We start from the raw sequence: 21,648 nt of genomic DNA, 5'->3' as shown, positions 1-21,648 counted from the left end.
TATGACAGTTTTTGTAATATTGCTAATGTTATTCCTAATGCTAATAGGAGTTCCGGTTGTGTTCTCTATCATGATCGCTACCTTAATATTTTTTATAGTGGAACCTTCAGTGACGATAGAGGTATTTATCCAACGAATTATTTCGGGCACTCAATCTTTTCCCCTTTTAGCAATCCCGTTTTTCGTTTTGACTGGATATCTAATGAATGTCAGTGATATTTCAAGGAGACTTATTAATCTATCATCCGCTGCAATTGGACATATCAAGGGAGGTATTGGATATGTTAATATACTAGTTAATACTTTTATGGCTGGAATGTCGGGCTCTTCTAATGCGGACGCCGCAGTGTTATCAAAACTATTGGTGGATCCAATGGAAGAAAAGGGGTATAGCAGAGGATTAGCTGCCGGTTTAACTGCATCCGCTTCGCTTATAGCTCCTATTATTCCTCCAAGTATCGCGCTCATTATGTATGGATTCATGGCGGAAGTTTCCATTGGGAAACTTTTCATGGCAGGTATTTTACCTGGTATATTAATGGCTATCTTACTCTTCATTTTTAACTTTATTATTGCCCGTAAAGATGATTTACCAAAGGAACATGAAAATTTTTCGGCAACGGAAATGGCTCTTACCTTCAAATATGCGATCCTTGCATTGTTCACGCCCGTTATTATAGTAGGTGGAATTAGACTAGGTATTATGACGCCTACTGAAGCAGGTGCGATAACGGTAGTCTATGCTTTTCTAATTGGTTATTTTGTATATAAAAAAATTAATATGAAAATTCTAAAGGAAGTTATTGGAGAATCGGTTACCCTAACAGCAATAGTTATGATTATTGTAGCAGCATCTTCTGCTTTTGGCTGGGTGCTTACCTGGGAAAGGATACCCCAACAAGTTGCTGAATTGGTGTTAGGAATTTCCGAAAATCCAATTATTGTTTTGCTTTTAATAAACATTATGCTCCTAATTATAGGGATGTTTATAGAAGGAACGGCAAGCATCGTCTTGTTAACGCCATTGCTAACTCCATTAGTCTCGGAAATCGGGGTAGATCTGGTTCACTTTGGAATTATTGTGGCAATGAACTTGGCGATTGGAAGTATAACGCCTCCGCTAGGAACCGTTATGTTCACTACAAGTGCAGCAGCTAATATTTCTATAGTTGAATTTCTAAGAAAAAGTTGGCCATTGTACATTGTTTTACTTATCGCCTTATTTACGATTACCTATATCCCATCAATCTCATTATTTTTAGTTAAATAGAAGATCAATTAGAAATTAATGTTGTAGCTAAAATTCTGACTATCGTTAATTGTAAGCGTTTAATTAAACCCGGATTTGATGACATATCATCAATCCCGGGTTTGTCAATTATCAAAAAACTATTCATCGTTCGAACAGCTTTCGAGTCTCCTGAGCCAATCTTCAAAAAAGATTAAATACTTAAGTACTTTGCTCCTATGTTTACATAAAGAAGTTCTCTTCTCCGACTTTCTCATACAGCCCACTATTCTTGAAAATCGGGATCTTCTCTTTTGGTAAACGTTTGATAATAATGCGGATGCCTGCTTTCTTCGCATCGTCAAGCAGGACGGAGAGGGCTGCTTCTCCGGTTGCATCGATGACCGAGAGATGCTCCATATCAAAGATGATCAGCTTGGCATTGGTTTGTAACAATGCAGGGAACCGATCATCAAACACTTTAGCTGTACCGAAGAACAGTGGACCTTCGACAATGAATTTTTGAATGGCCTTCGGATCGTCTCCTCCGAATTTCACCCATTCCACGTCGGAAAGCTTTTCTTCTTTGAAGCTCAGCTTGCCGCTCATCTTTCGCAAGAAGGATAGAGCTGCAAGCAAAATCCCGACTTGCACGGCAATCGTCAAATTGATGAAGATGGTTAAGAGGAACGTCGTCAATAAGACGATGGAGTCGCTCGAACGGATGGACAGAATATGGACGAACGCGCGATGTGCACTCATATTCCAGGCGACATACATAAGAATTGGCGCCATTGCGGCAAGCGGAATATAGGAAGCATACGGTGCGAAGAGTAGCAAGAAAGCGAGAACGAATACGCTTTGCGTCACCCCCGAAACCGGACTGACTGCTCCGGAACGAATATTGGTCGCCGTCCGTGCGATGGCTCCGGTCGCCGGAATCCCACCAAAAAGTGGCGTGACTATATTGGCAATCCCTTGACCGAACAGTTCCCGTTTGGAATTATGTTTGGGCCCTTCTTTCATTCCATCCGCCACGACTGCGGATAACAGGGACTCGATAGCGCCGAGAGCTGCAATGACGAGGGCAGGCTGCCAAAGGTTGACCAGTTTGGATAATGTAATTTGTGGTAATGAAAAGCTTGGCAGCGTTTTTGGAATTCCCCCAAAGGCGGTCCCGATCGTTTCCACCTTTCCTGGAAATAAAAAGATAGAGAGAATCGTAGGGACAAGCAAGGCAACGAGCAAGAGCGGAACTTTCGGTGCAATCCTTGGCAATACAAGGATGACCAATAGACCGATGAAAGCGGTCAGGACGCTGAACCAATTGATAGTATGGAGGTTTTGAAATAAGCCCATCATATTTTCATGGAAAAATTCTTTTTGTTCCAATCCGGTCAAGCCCAGAAAATTTCCGATCTGACCGGTAAAGATGATGATGGCAATACCTGATGTAAATCCGATCGTGACTGATTTCGGGACGAAATGAATTAAATTGCTGACTCCGAGAAAACTCATGATGACGAGGAAAATGCCAGCGAGGAACCCGGCAATGAGGAGATCTTCGTAGCCGTATTGAAGTACGATTCCAAGCAAGATGGGGATGAACGCGCCGGTGGGTCCCGCAATTTGGTAGCGGGAACCTCCCAATAATGCCACCAAAAGACCCGCAATGATGGTTGTATAAAGGCCGTATTCGGGCTTCACTCCCGAGGCAATTGCAAAAGCCATCCCAAGCGGAATGGCCACGATACCTACAGTGATCCCCGCAATGATATCTTGGCGGAGACCGGCTGCATTGTAGTCAATATAACGATTGTCTTTCAACATTCCATTCATCTCCGGAATAAGGTTTTTCTTACATATTTCTATCTTAAGTATAGCTGAGAAATGGCACGGTGACAAGGGTTCAGGACATTTTGAGTATACAAATTGAGCTATTCTGAATAATGGTTCTATTAAAAGTTTGTTTAAGGTAGAAATTTACTATACAATTTTAGTAATAAATGGATTGGAGTGATAGGGTATGAAGCGTTTTGAAGGCAAAGTTGTTTTTATTACGGGTGGTGCTTCCGGAATGGGAGAGAATATGGTCAAGCAATTCTCGGAGGAAGGGGCAACCGTTATAGCGGCAGATATCAATGAAGCGGCACTAGAAGAAAAATGGGGACAATATGACAACGTGGTTCGCATTAAACTGAATGTAGCATCGGACGAAGAGTGGGAGGCAGCGTTCAATCAAGTGAAGGAGCAGGTTGGCAATGTGGATGTCCTAGTCAACAATGCGGGGATATCAACGGAGAAGTCGATGAATGATATTACAATTGACGATTGGCGGAAGCTTTCGGATATTAATGGATTCGGTCCGTTCCTTGGCATGAAGCATGTGTTGCCATTGATGAAGGAGGCGGGACAAGGGGCCATCGTCAATATCTCGTCCTATACTGCGCTTGTCGGAATGGGACTCAATCCATACAGTGCCTCAAAAGGCGCGGTCCGGGCGATTTCTCGCGCAGCCGCTGCAGAATTCGGCCAATGGGGAATCCGCGTCAACACGATATTCCCAGGAGTCATTGAAACACCGATGACGAAAGGACTGGAATCTTCAAAGGAAGTCGTCCAGGGGTTGATCCGCATGACGCCACTGCAGCGCTTAGGGCAACCGGAAGATGTGGTCAATGCCGTCCTATTTTTAGCATCCGAGGAAGCGTCCTATATTACAGGTGCCGAGCTCGTCATTGACGGTGGCTATTCGGCGCGATAAAGAAAAAAAGAAAACACCGCCCTGCTTGGAAGCGTGTCGGTGTTTTACTATGGAAATATAGCTTGTCCGTATTATTTAATTTGATTGAACCGTTTATAACCGACGAACTTCTCCTGCCAATAGGGATAATCGACAGAGGAAATTTCCACTTTCTTTGTTCCAGCGTGAATGAATTTCCCGTCGCCTAAATAGATTCCTGCATGGGAAATTCCTTCGCGGTAGGTGTTTTCAAAAAAGAGGAGATCTCCCGGAACCGGATCGGTGACTTCTGATGAGTGGTTAAACATGCCGATCGTGTCGAGCCGAGGCAGGGCAAGTCCGGCTTTATTGAAAACATAATATATGAATCCGCTGCAGTCGAAGCCCTCTTCTGTCACGCCCGCCCACACGTAAGGCGTGTCGAGCAGCGGCAAGGATACATCAACCGCAGTTGCTAAGATACCGTTGGATGGAGCAGTCGGTTTCGCCACAGGCGATTTTGGAACAGGTTTTGGCTCGTTTACTTTCGGGCTTGTTGCTTTGTCATTTGCTTTTGCCCATGAATTGATGGACGATGTGGCGGTCTTTTCTTTGCTCACGGCTTGTCCGACTGAAACGTTCTGTTGGACAGCCGGTTTAGCTGGCGTGGTCGACTTCTTTGCAGTTGTCAGTTTAGGTGAAATAATGAGCGTTTGATTGACCTTGATTGCGTCGGAGGTTAGGTTGTTCATACTCTTCAATTCATCTACGGTCAATTTATGCTGCGAAGCAATTTTCCAAAGCGTATCTCCCGATTTGACGGTATGGGTGTCCGTCGCCGCCTGCACGCTTCCCGTAGCGATTAAGGTCGCAAGCGTTGCAGACACCAACAACGAAAAAGCCTTCTTTTTCATCTCAATTCCCCTTTCAACGACAAACCCTTTTCTTCTATTTTAATAGTTTACAAGAAATACTACAATGTTACATCGGGTTACATTTGTGTTACAGTTTTATTAGAATAATAATTCCTCTCTTAAAAAAACTGTTGGGAAAGTCATACGCGACTTTCCGCAACAGCCTTTTGCATTTCATTCAACCATGGATATTCAGATCGTGTGGTTCTGTTTCGTCAATTTTGCAATCAGCACACCAACTAGCGCCCCGATGATGGCTGGCACAAGCCACCCGATTTGCTGCTCGTACAGCGGGAGATGTGCCAGGATGGAGTTGACCGGCTCGATATCAATTTCCGCTCCGCGAAGGCCGTCGAAGATGCTGACGACTGCAGTCGCGGATAATGCCAACGCATAGACGATCGGCTGTCGACCGAAGGATTTGTCGATAAACGACAACAGCATCAAAACGATCGCCAACGGGTAGATCATGAGCAAGAGGGGAATAGAAAATGAAATAAGCTGTGTCAATCCCACATTAGCGACCACTGTACTAAATCCTGCAAAGATCAGTACAAAGAACTTGTACGACGCGTTAGGATATAGTTCTTTAAAGAACTGGGCGCATGCCGAGACGAGACCGATGGATGTAGTCAGACACGCGAAAATAATCGTGACGGCCAGGATGATGGAGCCGTATTGCCCGTACAGCACATTGGAAGCCAACGCTAACACGGCACCTCCGTTACTTTGAATACCAACCGCATCCACGCTCGTGGCCCCGATATAGCCGAGGGAAATATAGACTAGCGCTAAACCGGTGGCTGCAATGAGACCCGCAATCACCATGGCTTTCATGACGGCGCGTTTTTCTGTCACCCCTTCCACTTTCAACGCATTAATCACGACAATTCCGAAAACTAAAGCTGCAATGACATCCATGGTCAAATAGCCTTCGACGAAACTGCGGAAAAAGGGTTGAGTCACAAAGTCGCCCTGTGGTTGTCCAATGTCTCCGATCGGTGCGAATAGGCTTTTCACAGCAAGTGCTCCGATTACGACAAAAAGGACGGGAGTCAACCATTTTCCGATACGATCGACAAGCTTCGCCGGGTTAAGGGCGAGCGCCACCGTGATCAAGAAAAAGACGACAGTAAATATTCCAAGTGTCCAATGCGAGGCAGAAGCAGCTTCCGACAAGAATGGGACAACCCCGATTTCAAACGAAACGGTGGCAGTCCGAGGGATGCCAAAAAAAGGGCCGATTGCCATATAGACAATTAAGGTAAAGATAATGCCGAACAAGGGGTGCACCCGGCCCGCTATGGTCCGTAAGCCGCCTCCCGCATTGGCAATGGCCAGTACGGCAAGAAGAGGGAGACCTACCCCTGTTATGAGAAACCCAATCATGGCAATGAACAATTCACTTCCTGCCATTTGACCGAGCAAAGGCGGAAAAATAATATTGCCGGCCCCGAGAAACAGCGCAAAGAGCATTAGGCCGATGACGAAATTTTTTTGTAGTGACAACGGATGGCAACTCCTTAATAGAAGAAAATTTCCTACTTAATTTACTATATCCATTATAAGACTTGAAGACATAACCGTCTATTATTACGGTAACAAAATAGGTCTATTGAAAGGTTATAAAACTACAAAATACCAGTACTCAATAGATATTTCGACATATTTATGATATTATTTTTTAAAAAATAATAATTCCCAATACTTTGTAATAAAAATACCGATGTTAGTTATCTATTAATTAAATTGATAGACTATGAGAGAAACGCTAAATTATGGTGGGAAATGGCCGATATAATAAAACTGGACGCGCTAAAAAGGAAAGGGAGGTGCTTATCTGTGGAACGGTCAATTGAAGCAATCAATACTATGCTGGAAGAAGTTTGGCATCAACAACAGTTGCTCTTTATTCATGCCAAACAGCTAAAACTCACCCAGGAATCGGTCAAGCAGACGCTTGAGGACATTTGTATGCGGATCTCTAAGGTGATGGCTTGTGAGCGTGTCGGAATATGGCTTTTCAATGAAAAGCGGACCATTCTGACTGCCCAGAACTTTTATGATGCCCGTCAAAATCATCAATCGTCGGGAAACTGTTTATTTCAACAAGATATCCCCACCTATTTCGAGGCGATTCAAAGTGCCCGGACGCTATCGGTGGAAGATGTAAGAACTGATAGGGCCACCCAAGAGTTGTACCGGAAAGGTTATTTTGATCAGACAGTCCGTTCCATGCTGGACGCTTCGATTATACTGAGCAGGGGGGTTGGCGGTGTCCTGTGTTGCGAAACGACCGAAAAACGGGAATGGTCGGCGTTTGACCAGGTGATCATTGCGGCTTTGGCGGATATGATCGCGTTCATTTTCGATCGCATTTATCGCATTGAAGTCGAGGAGCATATCCATACTTTGGCGTTTACTGACCCGTTGACCGGTTTGGATAATCAGCATTCCTTCCTAGATAAAGTGGATGGTATGTTGCCTGCGCTTTCGAAAGATGAGCGGGGAGTTTTTTTATACATGATTCTCGATCAATTTACGGAAATCCAAGGTGTACTCGGCCATGATGGTGGAGAGGAAGTCTTGAAGGAGACGGCCAAACGATTGCAGTATTTATTTCCTGCCCCTGCAGTGACTGCGCGTATCGGATTCGATCATTTCATCGTGTTTGTCCCACGCTACTTTGACAAGGCAGCTGCGGGTTTGCTGATGGACCGAATAGCCGACGAAATCCGGAGACCGATGCACATCGGAGGTCATGAGGTCTATTTGACTTTCAGCTACGGGGTGTCATTCTATCCGGACCACGTGCAAAATGCGAAAGACGGACTTCAGACTGCTCAAGTCGCATTGGAGGCAGGTAGGAAGAAAACGAAACGTAAAGCGGGTCGAGTGTACAAACCGGGGATGCACACAACCATGAAGGAAATGATGCTTTCCGAAATAAACCTCCGCAAAGGATTAGATCTTAACGAGTTCTGTCTCTTCTACCAACCTCAAGTCGATGGTCTGACGGGGGAGTTGAGAGGATTTGAAGCGCTTATCCGTTGGAAACATCCGGAACGGGGGTTGATCTACCCGGGAGACTTTATCGACCTTGCTGAGTCGACGGGCCTCATTTTGCCGATTGGCGAATGGGTCATTAAAGAAGCATTCACTCAACTGCGCAAGTGGGAGGACGAAGGGCGAGGTCATTTAAGAGTGTCCATCAATTTGTCTCCGCGTCATTTCCTGCACCAAAATCTTCCGGACTATCTGATCCGTTGTGCCAATGAAGCGGGAGTGGAGCCCAAACGGTTGAAGTTAGAGATTACGGAAAATGTAGCTTTGCAGGACCAAGAAGAGGTCAAACAGCGGATCGGGCAATTGGTCGATCTAGGATTCGATATCTCTATTGACGACTTTGGCACAGGGTATTCCGCCTTTATTTATTTGCAACACTTTTCAATCCAGGAAATTAAAATCGATCGTCAATTTATCATGGATTTGACAGAGGACCCGAAGAGCCTAGCTATTGTGCAAACGATTATCCGACTGGCCGAGATGCTGGGATTATCTGTTATCGCAGAAGGCGTGGAAACCGAGGAACAATGGAATCGGTTAAAACAATTGGGTTGCTGTGAAATTCAAGGATTCTATTTCAGCAAACCATTGCCTATCGAGGAAATCAATCAGCTTCTAGAAAAGGCAGATGGCAAACTTCCTATTAGAAGTAATTTAGGGCGATAAAATGGCACTACCACCATGATGAGGTAAATTCAGGGTACATGACGTATCAGATGCGATGCGATTTCTTGTAACCCTTTTTTTCTGTGTGTACAATTGGGGCAGCGCATGCAAATGAGGAGGAAATAAAATGGAACAAACTCAATTTATGCGAAACTTAATAATTGAAACTCCATCCGTGCCCGGAAATCTTGCAAAAGTGGCCACGGCGATCGGACAATGGCAGGGGGACATTGGTGATATTCAGACCATCAAAGTCGGTACTCTTTCCACGTTGCGGGATATTTCCATTCAGTGTAAGGATGAGGAGAATCTGAATCAGATTGTAGATGCAATCAATGCAATTGGCGGCGGCATTCATGTCCATGCCGTAACGGATGATGTGCTGCAGGCGCATGAAGGAGGCAAAATCCGGATGAAGGGCCGTTTTGAAATCCGGTCCCTCGGCGATTTGCGTAAAGTATACACACCTGGAGTGGCCAATGTATGCGAAGTGATAAAGAATGATCCGACACAAGCCTTTTATTTCACAGGAATTTCGAATTCCGTAGCCATTGTGACGGATGGTACGGCAATTTTGGGTCTCGGCAATATTGGCCCGGTCGCAGGGATGCCGGTCATGGAAGGAAAGGCCGTCTTGTTCGACCAGTTTGCGGGTATTAGTGGTATCCCGATTTTGCTCGATACAAGTGATCCGGACGAGGTGGTGGAAACGGTGAAACATATCCACCAAGGGTTCGGCGGTATTTTATTGGAAGATATTGGGTCGCCGCATTGCTTTGAAATTGAGGAGCGATTGAAAGCGGAGCTACCGATTCCCGTTATGCATGACGACCAACATGGCACTGCGGTCGTGACGCTCGCTTCCGTCCTGTCAGCATGTAAACAAACTGGCGTGGAGCTTAGCCATTCGGTTGTCGGACAAATCGGACTAGGGGCGGCAGGGCTTGCAATCAGCCGGATGCTCATGGAATACGGGGTTCAGGAAATGCGTGGAGTCGACCGTGATGAAGCGGCACGGGAGCGGTTGAGACAATTCGGCGGAACCGTGCTGGATTCGTTGGAGGAGCTCATGGAAACTTGTGATATTATTGTAGCCACGACAGGAGTTGCCGGGTTGATTAAACCTCAAATGGTACGTAAAGGGCAGATCATCTTGGCGCTGTCCAATCCGAATGCGGAAATCAAACCCGAAGTGGCACTGGATGCAGGCGCAGCTTTCGCGGCTGATGGTCGCCAAGTGAATAATGTCCTCGGCTTCCCGGGCATCTTCCGCGGCGCCCTGAACGCACGCGCGAAAGAGATTACCTATCCGATGCTCATCGCTGCAGCCTTGGCCATCGTTGAAACGACTAAGCCGGGAGACCTGGTTCCCCATCCGCTTGACCCGACCGTCCACCAAAACGTGGCTGATGCAGTGGAACGGGTGGCGAATCAAACTCAGTCGTTGTAATGAAGGGAAAGTCCTGCTTTGCAAGCAAATACGCGGTGAATGCAAGCAAGTATCGTATAAGTGCAAGAAACCTGGTGACGAGTGCAAGTACCAAGCGCATGAATGCAAGCAACGGACCTGATAGAAAGTAAAACCTCCCTCGGCCACTGGCACAGGGAGGTTTATTGGATTATCGTCCGATCGGCCAGTCAAATGGCAACGAGCCCGGAGGTGAATGTTTCAAAATGTCGAAGACCGGTATGGTGTATGCGAAGAGGATGAGCGCAATTGTAACACCGATCCAGAGATACCAGTTTTCGAGCACTTTCGGAGTCGGATCTGCATCTTCTTCCTCTTCCGCAATTGGGTATTCTTCCACTCCGCGGGGAGCCAAGAATGTAAGTTCAATGAAGATGTACACCATCAAAATGATACCGATGAACAAGATGGTTCCGCCGATGGCCTGGGACATCTGATAGCTGATCCATGTTTGCACCTGTTCGCCACCTGCATATTCAGAGAAGTTGGAGCGACGGGGTCCGCCAAGTAAGCCTTGAATGTGCATAGAAGTGGACATGATCGTCATTCCGATCGCCCAAATAATGGTCTGGATAATTCCTAATTTGTTGATCTTCGGAGTCAATCGTCTGCCTGTCAAATGTGGAATCAGCCAGTACGAGATACCGAAAAATGTCAGAATGACTGTGGTAGCGACTGTTAAATGGAAATGCCCCGTAATCCAGATCGTATTATGGACAAGAGAGTTCATCTGGTGGGAAGCATTAACGAGACCGCCAGCCCCGCCTGGAATGAAAGCGACCATTCCGATGAAAGGCGCTAGGAAACGGACATCTTTCCACGGGAGTTTCTTGAACCAGCCAAATAGGCTCTTATATCCTTTTTTGCGGCCGGTCGTTTCGAATGTTGCAAAAATCGAGAAAGCCGTCATCAAAGTCGGAATGACAACCATGAATGTCAACACAACTTGGATGAATTTCCATGTTGGGTCGATACCGGGCTCTGTAAGCTGATGGTGGAAACCGACCGGAATGGAGAACATCAATAATAAGATAAATGACAATCTGGCAAGAGAATCACTGAATAATTTCCCGCCAATAATTTTTGGAATGATTGCATACCATGCCATGTAAGCCGGAAGCAACCAGAAGTACACGAGCGGGTGGCCGAAATACCAGAACAGCGTACGGCTTAATAAGACATTGATCGTTTCCGCATAACCGAGCGACCAAGGGATGAATTGAATCAAGACGGATGATGCGACGCCAAGTGAAGCGATGAACCACATCAACATATTGATCGTCACCATGAAAGCAAGAAGCGGTGATTTCTGTCCTTTATGCGCCTGTTTCCAAACATATAACTGGCGGAAGTTGACGAAGGCGGCAATCCAGCTTCCGACGATGACTAGCGCAAGCCCGATGTAGAAGGCGGGATGGGCCCGTAGTGGAGCATAAAACGTATACAAGACAGATGCTTCGCCGACAAGAATCGTAATGGCTGCCATGATGGTCCCAACGAGCATTGTCCAGAATGAAATCCAAGCGATTTTCAATTGTTTATCTGTAATACCTACTGTTTTCCCCATCAAAGAAAATTGGAAGCCGATGATGAAGAATGTTGTCAAAACAAGACCTAAAATGACGCCGTGTACAGTCAAAATCGTATAATAATCGATATTAAAAGGCAGTTTATATTTACCCGACCGGACCAACGTCTGCAAGAGCCCCATCAGACCACCGATCAGAAGGGATACATACGTAACATACATGAAGGACATATATAATCTGGATTGTTTCTTAGATAGTGGCAATTGATTGGCTTCCATTATTCATACACCTCCACAGTACCGAACATCTGATGATGCCCGATGCCACAATATTCATTACATACAATTGTAAACTCACCGCTGTTTTTCATGACCGCTTCAAAACGGCTGATATGGCCCGGTTCGACCATCATATTGACATTCGTGCCTGCAACCTGGAATCCGTGAACGACGTCCCTAGTAGTGATTTGGAAGAGAACTGTCGCTCCTTTCGGCACCCGGATCGTTCTGACGGCTTTGTCTTCCGCATCTTTTCCCATATCATAGTTGAAAGCCGATGCGACGATATTTACTTTATACTTCCCATCCGCCACTTCCCGGAGCCCCAAGTTTTCAGGCTTGAACTCCTCATGGGCTTCGACGTTATTGGGATCGATGGTTTCAATATGGCTCTGTGGATGGGTTCCTTTCCAGAAAGCTGCAAACCCGATGATGATGAGGAATAAAGCAAGGGAGCCCATTCCGAATACAAGCCATATCTTTTCATATTTATGCAGATGCATAGCGTACCCTCCTGACATATATTATCGTGATAGAAATAGTGCGTAAGATCCGAACCAAGTAAGTAGGATGAAAACACCAAGCAACATGACTGCGATGAAAGTCCCTTTCAAGCTGATATCAGACGGACCCCGATCGGAATGTGGCGGTGTCGGTTTGCGTTTGCCCATTGTGTACCCTCCGTTTCATAATGTGTTCCGTGTCTTACTTTCATCATAATCCTATGGGGCCATATGGGAATTAGGGGATTCCCTAGGTTTGATTCAAACGGCAGGAACTTCACAATTCGTTCACTCGCTCTTCATAGATTTGACAAAATGATTTACTAGACTGAAAGGTTTAGAAGCAAGCAGGCGGGGAAAGAAGAGGATGTCGGTTTTTTTTTGGCAATGACATATGTCGGATTAAAGGCATACCGAGTGATTGTTTTGATGAAAAAATAATTTAAAAGTTGACCATACTGTTTATGGAAATTACAATAAGCAATGTGGTGAAATCCTAAGTGGAAGTAGGTTGGAAAGAATGGCTAACATGCAGCTGATCAAAGTGGAAAACCCTGAACAAGGCGCCGGGCGTGTGTTTGAAATCATCAGGGAAGAACTGGAGAACGGCCGACTGAACGTGCTTGGGCTCGCAACGGGAAGTACCATGATACCGGTCTACAAAAAGTGGACGGATTCCGATTTGGACTTCAGCAACGTCACCTCATTCAATCTGGATGAGTATGTCGGGATTGGATCCGATAGCCCGAATAGCTATGCGTATTTTATGAAAGATCATTTATTTAATAGAAAGAAATTCAAAGAGACGAATATTCCGGACGGGATGGCGAAGGATTTGGAAGCAGAGTGCAAGGCGTACGAAGAGCTTCTCGTGAACAATCCGCTCGATATTCAGCTGCTGGGTGTCGGAGAAAACGGCCATATCGCGTTCAATGAACCAGGGACGCCTTTCGAATCGGTTACTCATGTAGCGAAACTGACGGAATCGACATTGGGCGTCAACAGCCAATACTTCGAAAACGACGAGAAGATTCCAGAAACAGCGTTGACGATGGGGATCACTTCCATCATGCGTGCGAAAAAGCTTATTTTGCTGGCATTTGGCGAGAAAAAACGCGATGCCCTCTCCAAATTGTTGGAAGGCGAAGTCACACTCGACTGGCCGATCACGAATTTGTTGAAACACGATGATTTCATTGTTATTACGGACCTTGAATTATAAGCAAATGAAAAGACTGCTTCCCGTCGGAGGCAGTCTTTTCATTTGGCTCAAGTTCTGTATATGCGGTTCGACACTTCGGGTAGTCCAGCCGATTTATAAATTAATCCAGTTCCGTGTCTGGGTGGTTTGAGGAAGATCCGTCTGGTTCGTGTGGATCCTTATTTCGTTCTTTCTCAATTATGCTCAATCTTGCCTGGTTGGACGGGGAGACAGCATCTTCTTTGACATAGGGCTCATATTCTCCGGCGGCCGGTGGGAGATGGTCATCCCGTTTCAAACTTCTATTCCGGGGAGGGGATTTAGTATCGGGCTGCATCATGGCTGCTGCTTTTGGAGGGGTGCCTTTTGACTGTTCCGAGACTTCGGGCAACGGTTTTTTTGACTCTTTTGAAAAATCTTCTTCATTTTTCACGTACGTAACCTCCAATCCATTTTTAGCATTCTTCATTATTTCCCTAGAATCGACGGGGATAAACCTCAAATTCTATTACAATATTTCATAAAAGTAAGACAATCGAGTTATTCGTAACGGCTTTGTTACATAAATGTAATATTAGGGACTTCTGAATCATGGTAAGGTTATTGCAGATAGTTTTTTACATATAAATTAAGCCAATGGGGGAACACATGAAACTTAAATTTACAATGCAAAAAACGATTACGGTCTTTGCAATGTCATTTTTATTACTCGTCGCACCGTTCGCTGGACAAGCTGAAGCATCGTCTTCCAAATCGGAAGCGATTTCAAAAACGGCAACTAGCCTGACAGGCATCAAATACGTATATGGCGGTACTACAACGAGCGGATTCGACTGCTCCGGTTATGTATCCTACGTCTTTAAACAGCATGATATCAATCTGGCGCGCACGTCGTCCGGCATGTACGCATCCGGAACAGCCGTGAAAAAAGACGATCTCGAAGCCGGAGATTTAGTATTCTTTAATACATCGGGCAAAGGAGTTTCTCACGTAGGAATTTACATAGGGGAAGGCAATTTTGCACATGCATCCACGTCACGAGGTACTCGTGTCGATAAGTTAGACGATCCATACTACTGGGGCAAGCGCTACGTAGGCGCGAAACGCATCTCAGGCGTCAGCTCCGTCGCTTCTGCTAAAAAATAATAAATACATAAAGCACAGAATGTCATAGGCAGTTGACATTCTGTGCTTTTTTTCGTTGAAATAGGGGGAGTAAAATCCTGGTTTGCAATGAAAAGGGGAAGGAGTGCAAGCGATCGAGCGGTGAATGCAAGCAATGGAGCTAGATAGGCAAGCAAGCGGGGAACGAGTGCAAGCAAACTAGTGGTTGGTGCAAGAAAGAGAGAGGCTGCTAATATGAATCCGAAGATGTGCGAGTTTCAGCAGTGGAGTCGCCCGGTGCCTACAACCACACAAAAAAGAGGCTGCCTCGGCAGCCTCTTTCCATTCAGTCCATTATTGTGGAACGCGGACGGTCCAACGGGAGAAATCGGGTTCTTCTTTTTGAACCATTTCTTTCGGATAGATGAAGGTCCACGGTTTCGATGTATTTGCTTTAACGGACAGTGGCGCCAGTTCAAATGAACCGCGTGCAACTAGATCGCCGGTAGCGTCGACGAGTTCGAGCGGCAGCTTTTCGATGTTGATCTGCTTGGAGTGGCCGTTACGGATGAAGACAGAGGCCGCAATACTACCGTCGTCCTGAGTTTTCACTTGGAATCCGCTGATGTTCACTTCACGCGGTTTCAATTTTGGCAAGCCTTCAACAACTTTGGCGAGCGCTTCTTTTTGCTCGGCTGTCAATCCTTCTTCCCACGTCGGTTCAAGTTCCAGTTTGTGTGGAACCATCGACTGGACGTTGAAGGCGAGCTTCCAGTTTTCCGCTGGAGGTTCTTCAGTGAAGATATTTTCTTTCGTAAAGACGAATACCCATGGACGTGCGCTCCGTGGCGGGATATCGCCAAGCTCTTTCAAATCGAACTCATCGGAAGCGACGGTTTTTCCTTCTTCATCGAGCAAGAGCAATTCGACCGAGCCGACCGAAATCTGTTGATCGAGCGAAGAACGGAAGAAGGCTTTGACGAGCCAGCTGCCGTTCGCCGGTTCGACATCAATGTCGATTCCCGACAGCGAAATCTGGTTCGGTTTAAGTGGTTCGAGTTCATTGGACAAGAAGCGGAATACGTACTCCTGCTCTTGTGGGATGGTCCATGACGGATGAAGGGAAAGCGGTGTTTCCACTTCGTCGGTACTCGTGGAAGACTGGACTCCCTCTACAATTTCTTCGGAACCGACCGTACTGTCGGTTCCTGTTTTTTCCACATTCTTAAAAAAGGAAAATAGTTTCATTGTTGTTGTGCCTCCAATTGTTCATTAATTTGTTTCATGAACCCAATCACCTCGGAAGCAATGTTCCGACGCAGTTTTTGGTAATGTGTGGCGAAAAGTTGAAGTCCTTCCCGCTGATAAATACGCATCGGATCTTCTTGGCCATACGAGCGGAGGCCGATCCCTTCCTTCAGGCGGGTCATCACTTCCAGATGCTTCACCCAAGTCGTGTCGATATGGGACAGCATCACTTGTGGAATGAACTGCAAAATCTGTTCGTTCTCGGCAAAAGAGTCGATGAAGTCTAGTAAATTGGCTAGCGGTTCTTCGTATAGTTTCATGATATCTGCCACTCGCTCCACTGTAGGTGGAATGGACACCTGTTCCAATAACAGGGCGTTCATCGTCTGTTCGATTCGTTGGAGATCCCAATTATCCGGCGATTCATTTTCCGGACAGCTATCGTACACAACGAATTCTACAGTTTCATCCAGCATCGTTTTCAATTGGCCTAAGATGTCTTCCCGCTCCAACACTTTGTCACGTAACGTATAGATGACTTCCCGTTGATCATTGATGACATCATCCAGCTTCAAATTGTATTCCCTCATGGAGAAATGGGCACCTTCGACAATACGCTGTGTCCGCTCCGTCAATTCGTGGACATCCGGATTTAGAACAAGACCGCTTTCGTCCGTATTCACTTTCTTCACGAACTTCTCCAAATCATCTTTGGCAAACCGTTTGAACATATCGTCTTCGAGTGAAAGGAAAAACTGGCTTTCCCCATGGTCACCCTGTCTTCCAGAACGTCCGCGCAACTGGTTGTCGATCCGACGGCTTTCGTGCTTTTCCGTTCCAAGAACAAAGAGGCCGCCGACTTCTTCCACCCCTTCACCAAGCACGATATCCGTTCCGCGTCCCGCCATATTCGTCGCGACAGTGATATGGCCGAGTTGTCCGGCTTGGGAAATCAAATCGACTTCCTGCTCTACACTTTTTGCATTCAGAAGATGGTAGGATAAATTATATTCATCCAAATATTCCACAACTTTTTCCGATTGAAGGATGGAGGTTGTCCCAACAAGGACCGGTTGCCCTTTTTTATGGCGCTCCGCCACTTCTTTCGCAACAGCTTTATATTTTTGGTCAATCGTTTCATAGACTCTGTCGGGGGAATCGATCCGTTGGCGTGGACGGTTTGTCGGGATCTGGATAACCTCCATCCCGTACACTTCACGGAATTCCTTCTCTTGCGTTTTTGCCGTTCCGGTCATCCCGCTCAGCTGCGGATACATGCGGAAATAGTTCTGGATGGTGACTTGGGCTTGCGCTTTGTTTTCCTCCGTGATCGGCAAACCTTCCTTCGCCTCGATCGCCTGATGCAAGCCATCCGAAAGAGTCCGGCCTTCCATAATGCGTCCCGTGAACATATCGACCAGTTCAATTTTGTCGTCTTTGACGATATAGTCGACATCCCGTTTGAAGATGACATGGGCGCGGACTGCTTGAATCATATAATGATAGAGAGTTTGGTGTTCCAAGTCATAAAGATTATCGACACCGAACGCTTTCTCCACTTTCTCAATTCCCGTATCCGTCAAAGATGTCGCTTTTGTTTCATCTTCAAAATCGAAGTCGACACCTTTCTTGAACCGTTTTGCGAGTCGTGCCGCAATGTTATGGAGATCCGCATCAGCCTGCATCTTGCCGGCCACGATCAATGGTGTTTTGGCCTCGTCGACAAGAACGCTATCCACTTCGTCGATAATGGCAAAATGGTACGGGCGCTGCACTTTCTGCGAAGGATGCTGCGTCATATTGTCCCGTAGGTAATCAAAGCCGAATTCCGTACCGACGCCATATGTAATGTCGGCATTATACGCTTCCTGCTTCGCCGGACCTTGCATCATCGGTACGTTGAGGCCGACTGTCAATCCGAGAAAACGGTGGATCTGCCCGATTTGCTCATAGTCGCGCTTCGCCAAATAATCATTAACCGTAATGACGTGGATCCCTTTGCCTTCGAGAGCCCGCACATAGGAAGGCAAGGAAGCGACCAGTGTTTTCCCTTCCCCTGTCGGCATTTCGGCAATATTCCCCTCAGTCAGCACCATGCCGCCGATTAACTGGACATCGAAGTGACGCATGCCAAGGACCCGCTTTGACGCTTCCCGCACAACCGCAAAGGCGTCGGGTGTAATATCGCGGATGGTAGCCCCATCTAGCAACTTTTCTCTGAATCTATCCGTCATATTACGTAGGTCGTCATCTGACATAACTTCGTATGTGGATTCTAATTTATTTATTTGGGTGACAAGTTTACGGTATTTCCGCAATTGTCTTTCGCTCGTCTGATTTGAACGTTTGAATAGTGATAACATGAATGAACGCTCCTTTTTTCTCGCCCTTCTTAAAGGACACGTTCCTATTTTATCAAACAGAACGTCAAAAAACTACTCTAATAGGATATCTGCATATATAAGGAAGGTGAAAAAATCGGTTAGCTTGCGAAAGAAAGGGGAAGATAGGAATGAAAGAAACCAACCAAGGTGAAAAGTAATCTAGCAGAGAGTGCTTTCTTCAACCAACCATGCTATAATACTGTTGATTTGATAAATTATCGATTATTCAGGGAGGAAGGACATGTTATTTGTTGCATTGGCCGCCACGTTTGTAGCGTCCATTATACTTACTCCACTCGTCATTAAACTTGCATTTAAAATCGGAGCGGTGGACCGGCCGAATTATCGAAAAGTGCATGCTTCCATCATGCCGCGTATCGGTGGTTTAGCGATATTTGGCGCATTTATGATTGGTTATTTTATTTTACGCCCGGAAGATGAGCATGCGATTGGCATTCTTATCGGTGCATTGATTATTATTATTACGGGCTTTTTGGATGATATGTTGGAAATCACCGCAAAAGCTAAAGTGGTTGGCCAACTGGCCGCTGCTATCGTAGTTGTAACGTGGGGCGGATTGCAAATTGAATTTATTAATTTGCCGTTCATTGGCCAGTTGGACTTTGGGTACTTAAGTATACCAATTACAATCATTTGGATTATTGGTATCACCAATGCTATAAACTTGATCGATGGGTTGGATGGATTGGCTGCCGGTGTTTCCACGATTGCGCTTATTTCCATCACGGTGATGGCAGTACTCATGGCCGATGTTTTCGTTATCGCCACGGCTTCCATCCTAGCAGCAAGTTCGCTTGGATTCTTATTCTATAACTTCCATCCGGCAAAGATTTTCATGGGAGATACAGGATCCTTGTTTTTGGGCTATATGATTTCGGTACTAGCTCTTCTCGGGTTCAAAAACATCGCGGTTGTATCGCTCGTCATTCCGATCATCATGCTCGGCGTTCCGATTTCGGACACTTTCTTCGCGATTGTCCGCCGGATTCGTATGAAACAGCCTATTTCGGCCCCGGATAAATCACATTTACATCATTGTCTGTTGCGCATTGGATTCTCCCACCGCCAGACCGTATTGATTATTTATGGACTAGCCATCCTTTTCGGAGTGGCCGCCGTTCTGTTCTCACAAGCGACAGTATGGGGAGCGATTCTACTCATCCTCGTCATGCTGATCATCATCGAATTGTTTGTCGAGATTATCGGTTTGGCCGGTACCAATTACCGACCGTTGTTGAATCTTGTTCGCATGATTGGAAAATAAAAAATCCGGTTTCGCCATTGAGCGGGACCGGATTTTTTTGTGGGTGTCTTGAAATGATCGTTCATAAAATATAAAAAAACCGGAGTGCCTATGAAGGCCTCCGGTTTTTCAATATTCATTTTCACGTGCCCAATCAGCGGATTCTGTAACGGAGGTGCTATTATCCGTCAGATGGGAGGATTCCGGCTCCAATTCTAAATGCGATTTCAACTGGAATTTCACGTCTTCCAAGCTTTTTTCATCGAATTTAAAATAATAGCCGTAAGGTGTCCAATCGTCGTATCCTTCGATATTGACATTTTCGACGTCAGGAATGCCGCCTTTCGCATATTCCAAGAACGACATCATTTCTTTCAAGGTCATGTCCGTCTTCATATTGTCGCCGAGCGCATCGATAACATCGCCATATTTGGTAATGGATTTGACGGAAGTGGCTTCTTTAATCATCGCTTGGATGATCATTTGCTGGCGCTGCCCCCTCAGCAAGTCGCTATCTTGTTTTCGTGTCCTGGCGAGAGCGAGGGCATGGCGGCCGTCCAGGCGATGGACCCCTTTGACCAGTTGGATGGCGTTTTTATCGTTTTCATCTTTCTCCAATCGGTTGTAAGGGACTTCGACTTCAATTCCACCAAGGGCATCCACGACTTCGATGAACGCGTTGAAATTCATCTTCACATAGTAATCGATCGGGATATCCAGCATTTCCTCGACGGTGTCAATCGCAGCTTTCGTACCGCCGTAAGCATGAGCATGCGTAATTTTATCCTGCTTCTTGATCTCTGGAATATAGACATAGGAATCGCGCGGGATGCTCAGTAACTTCACGGACTTTTCCGTAGGATTGAGCGTCGCAACGAGCAGTGCATCGGATCGACTGTTGTCGCCTTGTGCCCGTTCCTCACTGTCATCCACTCCGATCAATAAGATCGATACATTATCATGCGCAGGTTCGACTGCCACTTCTCGAGCCTCCGGTTTCGGCCGATCAGGAATCGCTTCGTATGCACGATCTGCCGCATCCACCGCCTTTTTCTGCAAGGAAGCAGCGTACGCCGCCACAACAAAAAAGGTTGACAGTGTGACAAAAAAACCGACCTTTAGATATAATCGCTTTTTGGACAATTTCTTCTGTCGTTTTTTGTAATCTCTTCTTTTCATTTGTCGTTCCTCCGGGTTGGACTCCGTAGGGTATTGCGCCTCAAAGCCCATCATGTAAGGGATAAACATCCAACATGCCCCAAATGCAGACATATCGACGTTTCGCTTGCTTAGTAAACTACAATCCTTCCCATTATACTATTTTCCACGCCACTCGTATACCCTTTCAGCTATCTGTTTCCAGAAATTCGCTAGAAACCGACAAAATGGAAGCTTGTCCATTCGTCATCTCTGTCATCCAAGAAGTAAACTCCTCCACTTCGGCTACCGGAACATAGAGAAAGAGGTCCACACCATCTGTATAAGAAATTTCCTTTAATGGATAGGGAGATTGGCGAACTTCATTTTCAACCTTTCCGAGCCATGTATAGTCGATTGTCACTTTCATTAGTTCATGCAGTTTGCGATGGACGACGCCGGCAGCGGCAATCCCTTCGGACGTGGCCCGCCCATAAGCACGTATCAGTCCGCCGCCCCCTAATTTAATACCACCGAAATAACGAGTCACAACGACAACAATATCTTTCAGCCCTTGCTTTTTCAGTACTTCGAGCATGGGGACTCCAGCCGTTCCGGAAGGTTCCCCATCGTCATTTGCTTTTTGGATCTGGTCATGTTCACCGATCAAATAGGCCGAGCAATTATGTGTTGCGGTATGATGCTGTTTTTTTATTTCTTGAATAAATTCAAGAGCTTCTTCTTCTGTTTCAGCCCGTTTGATATACGTAAGGAATCTGGATTTTTGAATAATCAACTCATTCTCTCCATACCCTTTTATTGTAAAATAATCTCCGCGCATAAATGATACCTCCAAAATTTCTTACATTTCGACTAACCGGTCTCTGATGAAAGCAAGGGGAGATCCCCTTACTACTTTCTACCTCCGATTTGTAT

18 protein-coding genes are annotated in these 21,648 nt (G+C 45.9%); 7 read left to right on the top strand and 11 right to left on the bottom strand.

Annotation, left to right across the window (positions count from 1 at the left end):
- Position 1: 1 nt before the first annotated feature.
- The gene (locus AB1K83_RS08155) at positions 2-1,270 is read left to right on the top strand and encodes a TRAP transporter large permease (RefSeq protein WP_413057682.1); all 1,269 of its coding nucleotides are present in this window, start codon (positions 2-4) and stop codon (positions 1,268-1,270) included.
- Between the two features lie 201 nt (positions 1,271-1,471).
- Here AB1K83_RS08155 and AB1K83_RS08150 read toward each other — a convergent pair whose 3' ends face one another.
- Positions 1,472-3,058, bottom strand: a complete 1,587-nt coding sequence (locus AB1K83_RS08150) for a SulP family inorganic anion transporter (RefSeq protein WP_413057681.1) — start codon at positions 3,056-3,058, stop codon at positions 1,472-1,474.
- Positions 3,059-3,254: 196 nt separating this feature from the next.
- Here AB1K83_RS08150 and AB1K83_RS08145 point away from each other — a divergent pair, with 196 nt between their 5' ends.
- Entirely contained in the window at positions 3,255-3,992 is a 738-nt protein-coding gene (locus AB1K83_RS08145) for an SDR family NAD(P)-dependent oxidoreductase (protein WP_413057680.1), read from the top strand.
- A 71-nt stretch (positions 3,993-4,063) separates the two neighbouring features.
- Here the strand turns inward: AB1K83_RS08145 and AB1K83_RS08140 are convergent, their stop codons facing one another.
- On the bottom strand, positions 4,064-4,864 hold the full coding sequence (locus tag AB1K83_RS08140) for an NlpC/P60 family protein (protein ID WP_413057679.1): 801 nt from the start codon (positions 4,862-4,864) through the stop codon (positions 4,064-4,066).
- Positions 4,865-5,056: 192 nt separating this feature from the next.
- Complete coding sequence (gene brnQ, locus AB1K83_RS08135; RefSeq protein ID WP_413057678.1) at positions 5,057-6,373, bottom strand: branched-chain amino acid transport system II carrier protein; 1,317 nt, start codon at positions 6,371-6,373, stop codon at positions 5,057-5,059.
- Between the two features lie 333 nt (positions 6,374-6,706).
- Here brnQ and AB1K83_RS08130 point away from each other — a divergent pair, with 333 nt between their 5' ends.
- Both AB1K83_RS08130 and AB1K83_RS08125 read left to right on the top strand, forming a co-directional pair.
- On the top strand, positions 6,707-8,596 hold the full coding sequence (locus tag AB1K83_RS08130; RefSeq protein WP_413057677.1) for an EAL domain-containing protein: 1,890 nt from the start codon (positions 6,707-6,709) through the stop codon (positions 8,594-8,596).
- A gap of 127 nt (positions 8,597-8,723) precedes the next feature.
- Positions 8,724-10,046 (top strand): NAD-dependent malic enzyme, encoded by a 1,323-nt coding sequence (locus AB1K83_RS08125; RefSeq protein WP_413057676.1) that lies wholly within the window; start codon positions 8,724-8,726, stop codon positions 10,044-10,046.
- Positions 10,047-10,215: 169 nt separating this feature from the next.
- On the opposite strand, the gene AB1K83_RS08120 is transcribed toward AB1K83_RS08125, so the two are convergent.
- From AB1K83_RS08120 to AB1K83_RS08110, 3 genes are read right to left on the bottom strand one after another with little or no spacing between them, the layout of a single operon-like run.
- Positions 10,216-11,871: a b(o/a)3-type cytochrome-c oxidase subunit 1 gene (locus AB1K83_RS08120; protein WP_413057675.1), complete on the bottom strand. Its 1,656-nt coding sequence runs from the start codon at positions 11,869-11,871 to the stop codon at positions 10,216-10,218.
- Complete coding sequence (locus AB1K83_RS08115; RefSeq protein ID WP_413057674.1) at positions 11,871-12,374, bottom strand: cytochrome c oxidase subunit II; 504 nt, start codon at positions 12,372-12,374, stop codon at positions 11,871-11,873. The genes AB1K83_RS08120 and AB1K83_RS08115 overlap by 1 nt, the downstream gene beginning before the upstream one ends.
- A gap of 21 nt (positions 12,375-12,395) precedes the next feature.
- A complete protein-coding gene (locus AB1K83_RS08110; RefSeq protein WP_413057673.1) occupies positions 12,396-12,542 on the bottom strand; it encodes a cytochrome c oxidase subunit 2A in 147 nt (48 codons plus the stop codon).
- Between the two features lie 361 nt (positions 12,543-12,903).
- Between AB1K83_RS08110 and AB1K83_RS08105 the strand changes: the two genes are divergently transcribed.
- Positions 12,904-13,596, top strand: coding sequence for a glucosamine-6-phosphate deaminase (locus AB1K83_RS08105; RefSeq protein ID WP_413057735.1), 693 nt, complete (start codon positions 12,904-12,906; stop codon positions 13,594-13,596).
- A gap of 100 nt (positions 13,597-13,696) precedes the next feature.
- Here AB1K83_RS08105 and AB1K83_RS08100 read toward each other — a convergent pair whose 3' ends face one another.
- A complete protein-coding gene (locus AB1K83_RS08100; RefSeq protein ID WP_413057672.1) occupies positions 13,697-14,008 on the bottom strand; it encodes a hypothetical protein in 312 nt (103 codons plus the stop codon).
- 215 nt (positions 14,009-14,223) lie between these two features.
- Between AB1K83_RS08100 and AB1K83_RS08095 the strand changes: the two genes are divergently transcribed.
- Positions 14,224-14,721: a C40 family peptidase gene (locus AB1K83_RS08095; protein WP_413057671.1), complete on the top strand. Its 498-nt coding sequence runs from the start codon at positions 14,224-14,226 to the stop codon at positions 14,719-14,721.
- Between the two features lie 312 nt (positions 14,722-15,033).
- On the opposite strand, the gene AB1K83_RS08090 is transcribed toward AB1K83_RS08095, so the two are convergent.
- Positions 15,034-15,927, bottom strand: a complete 894-nt coding sequence (locus AB1K83_RS08090) for an accessory Sec system S-layer assembly protein (RefSeq protein ID WP_413057670.1) — start codon at positions 15,925-15,927, stop codon at positions 15,034-15,036.
- Entirely contained in the window at positions 15,924-18,290 is a 2,367-nt protein-coding gene (gene secA2, locus AB1K83_RS08085) for an accessory Sec system translocase SecA2 (protein WP_413057669.1), read from the bottom strand. The genes AB1K83_RS08090 and secA2 overlap by 4 nt, the downstream gene beginning before the upstream one ends.
- 262 nt (positions 18,291-18,552) lie before the next feature.
- Here secA2 and AB1K83_RS08080 point away from each other — a divergent pair, with 262 nt between their 5' ends.
- A complete protein-coding gene (locus AB1K83_RS08080; RefSeq protein ID WP_413057668.1) occupies positions 18,553-19,596 on the top strand; it encodes a glycosyltransferase family 4 protein in 1,044 nt (347 codons plus the stop codon).
- 108 nt (positions 19,597-19,704) lie between these two features.
- Here the strand turns inward: AB1K83_RS08080 and AB1K83_RS08075 are convergent, their stop codons facing one another.
- The gene (locus AB1K83_RS08075; RefSeq protein WP_413057667.1) at positions 19,705-20,754 is read right to left on the bottom strand and encodes an LCP family protein; all 1,050 of its coding nucleotides are present in this window, start codon (positions 20,752-20,754) and stop codon (positions 19,705-19,707) included.
- 166 nt (positions 20,755-20,920) lie between these two features.
- The gene (locus AB1K83_RS08070; protein ID WP_413057666.1) at positions 20,921-21,553 is read right to left on the bottom strand and encodes a YigZ family protein; all 633 of its coding nucleotides are present in this window, start codon (positions 21,551-21,553) and stop codon (positions 20,921-20,923) included.
- Between the last annotated feature and the right edge of the window lie 95 nt (positions 21,554-21,648).

Origin of the sequence: Sporosarcina sp. 179-K 3D1 HS, assembly GCF_047228905.1 — a bacterium.
Lineage (GTDB): Bacteria > Bacillota > Bacilli > Bacillales_A > Planococcaceae > Sporosarcina.
The sequence above is the reverse complement of the archived record's forward strand: the minus strand, read 5'-3'. Positions and strand labels throughout refer to the sequence as shown.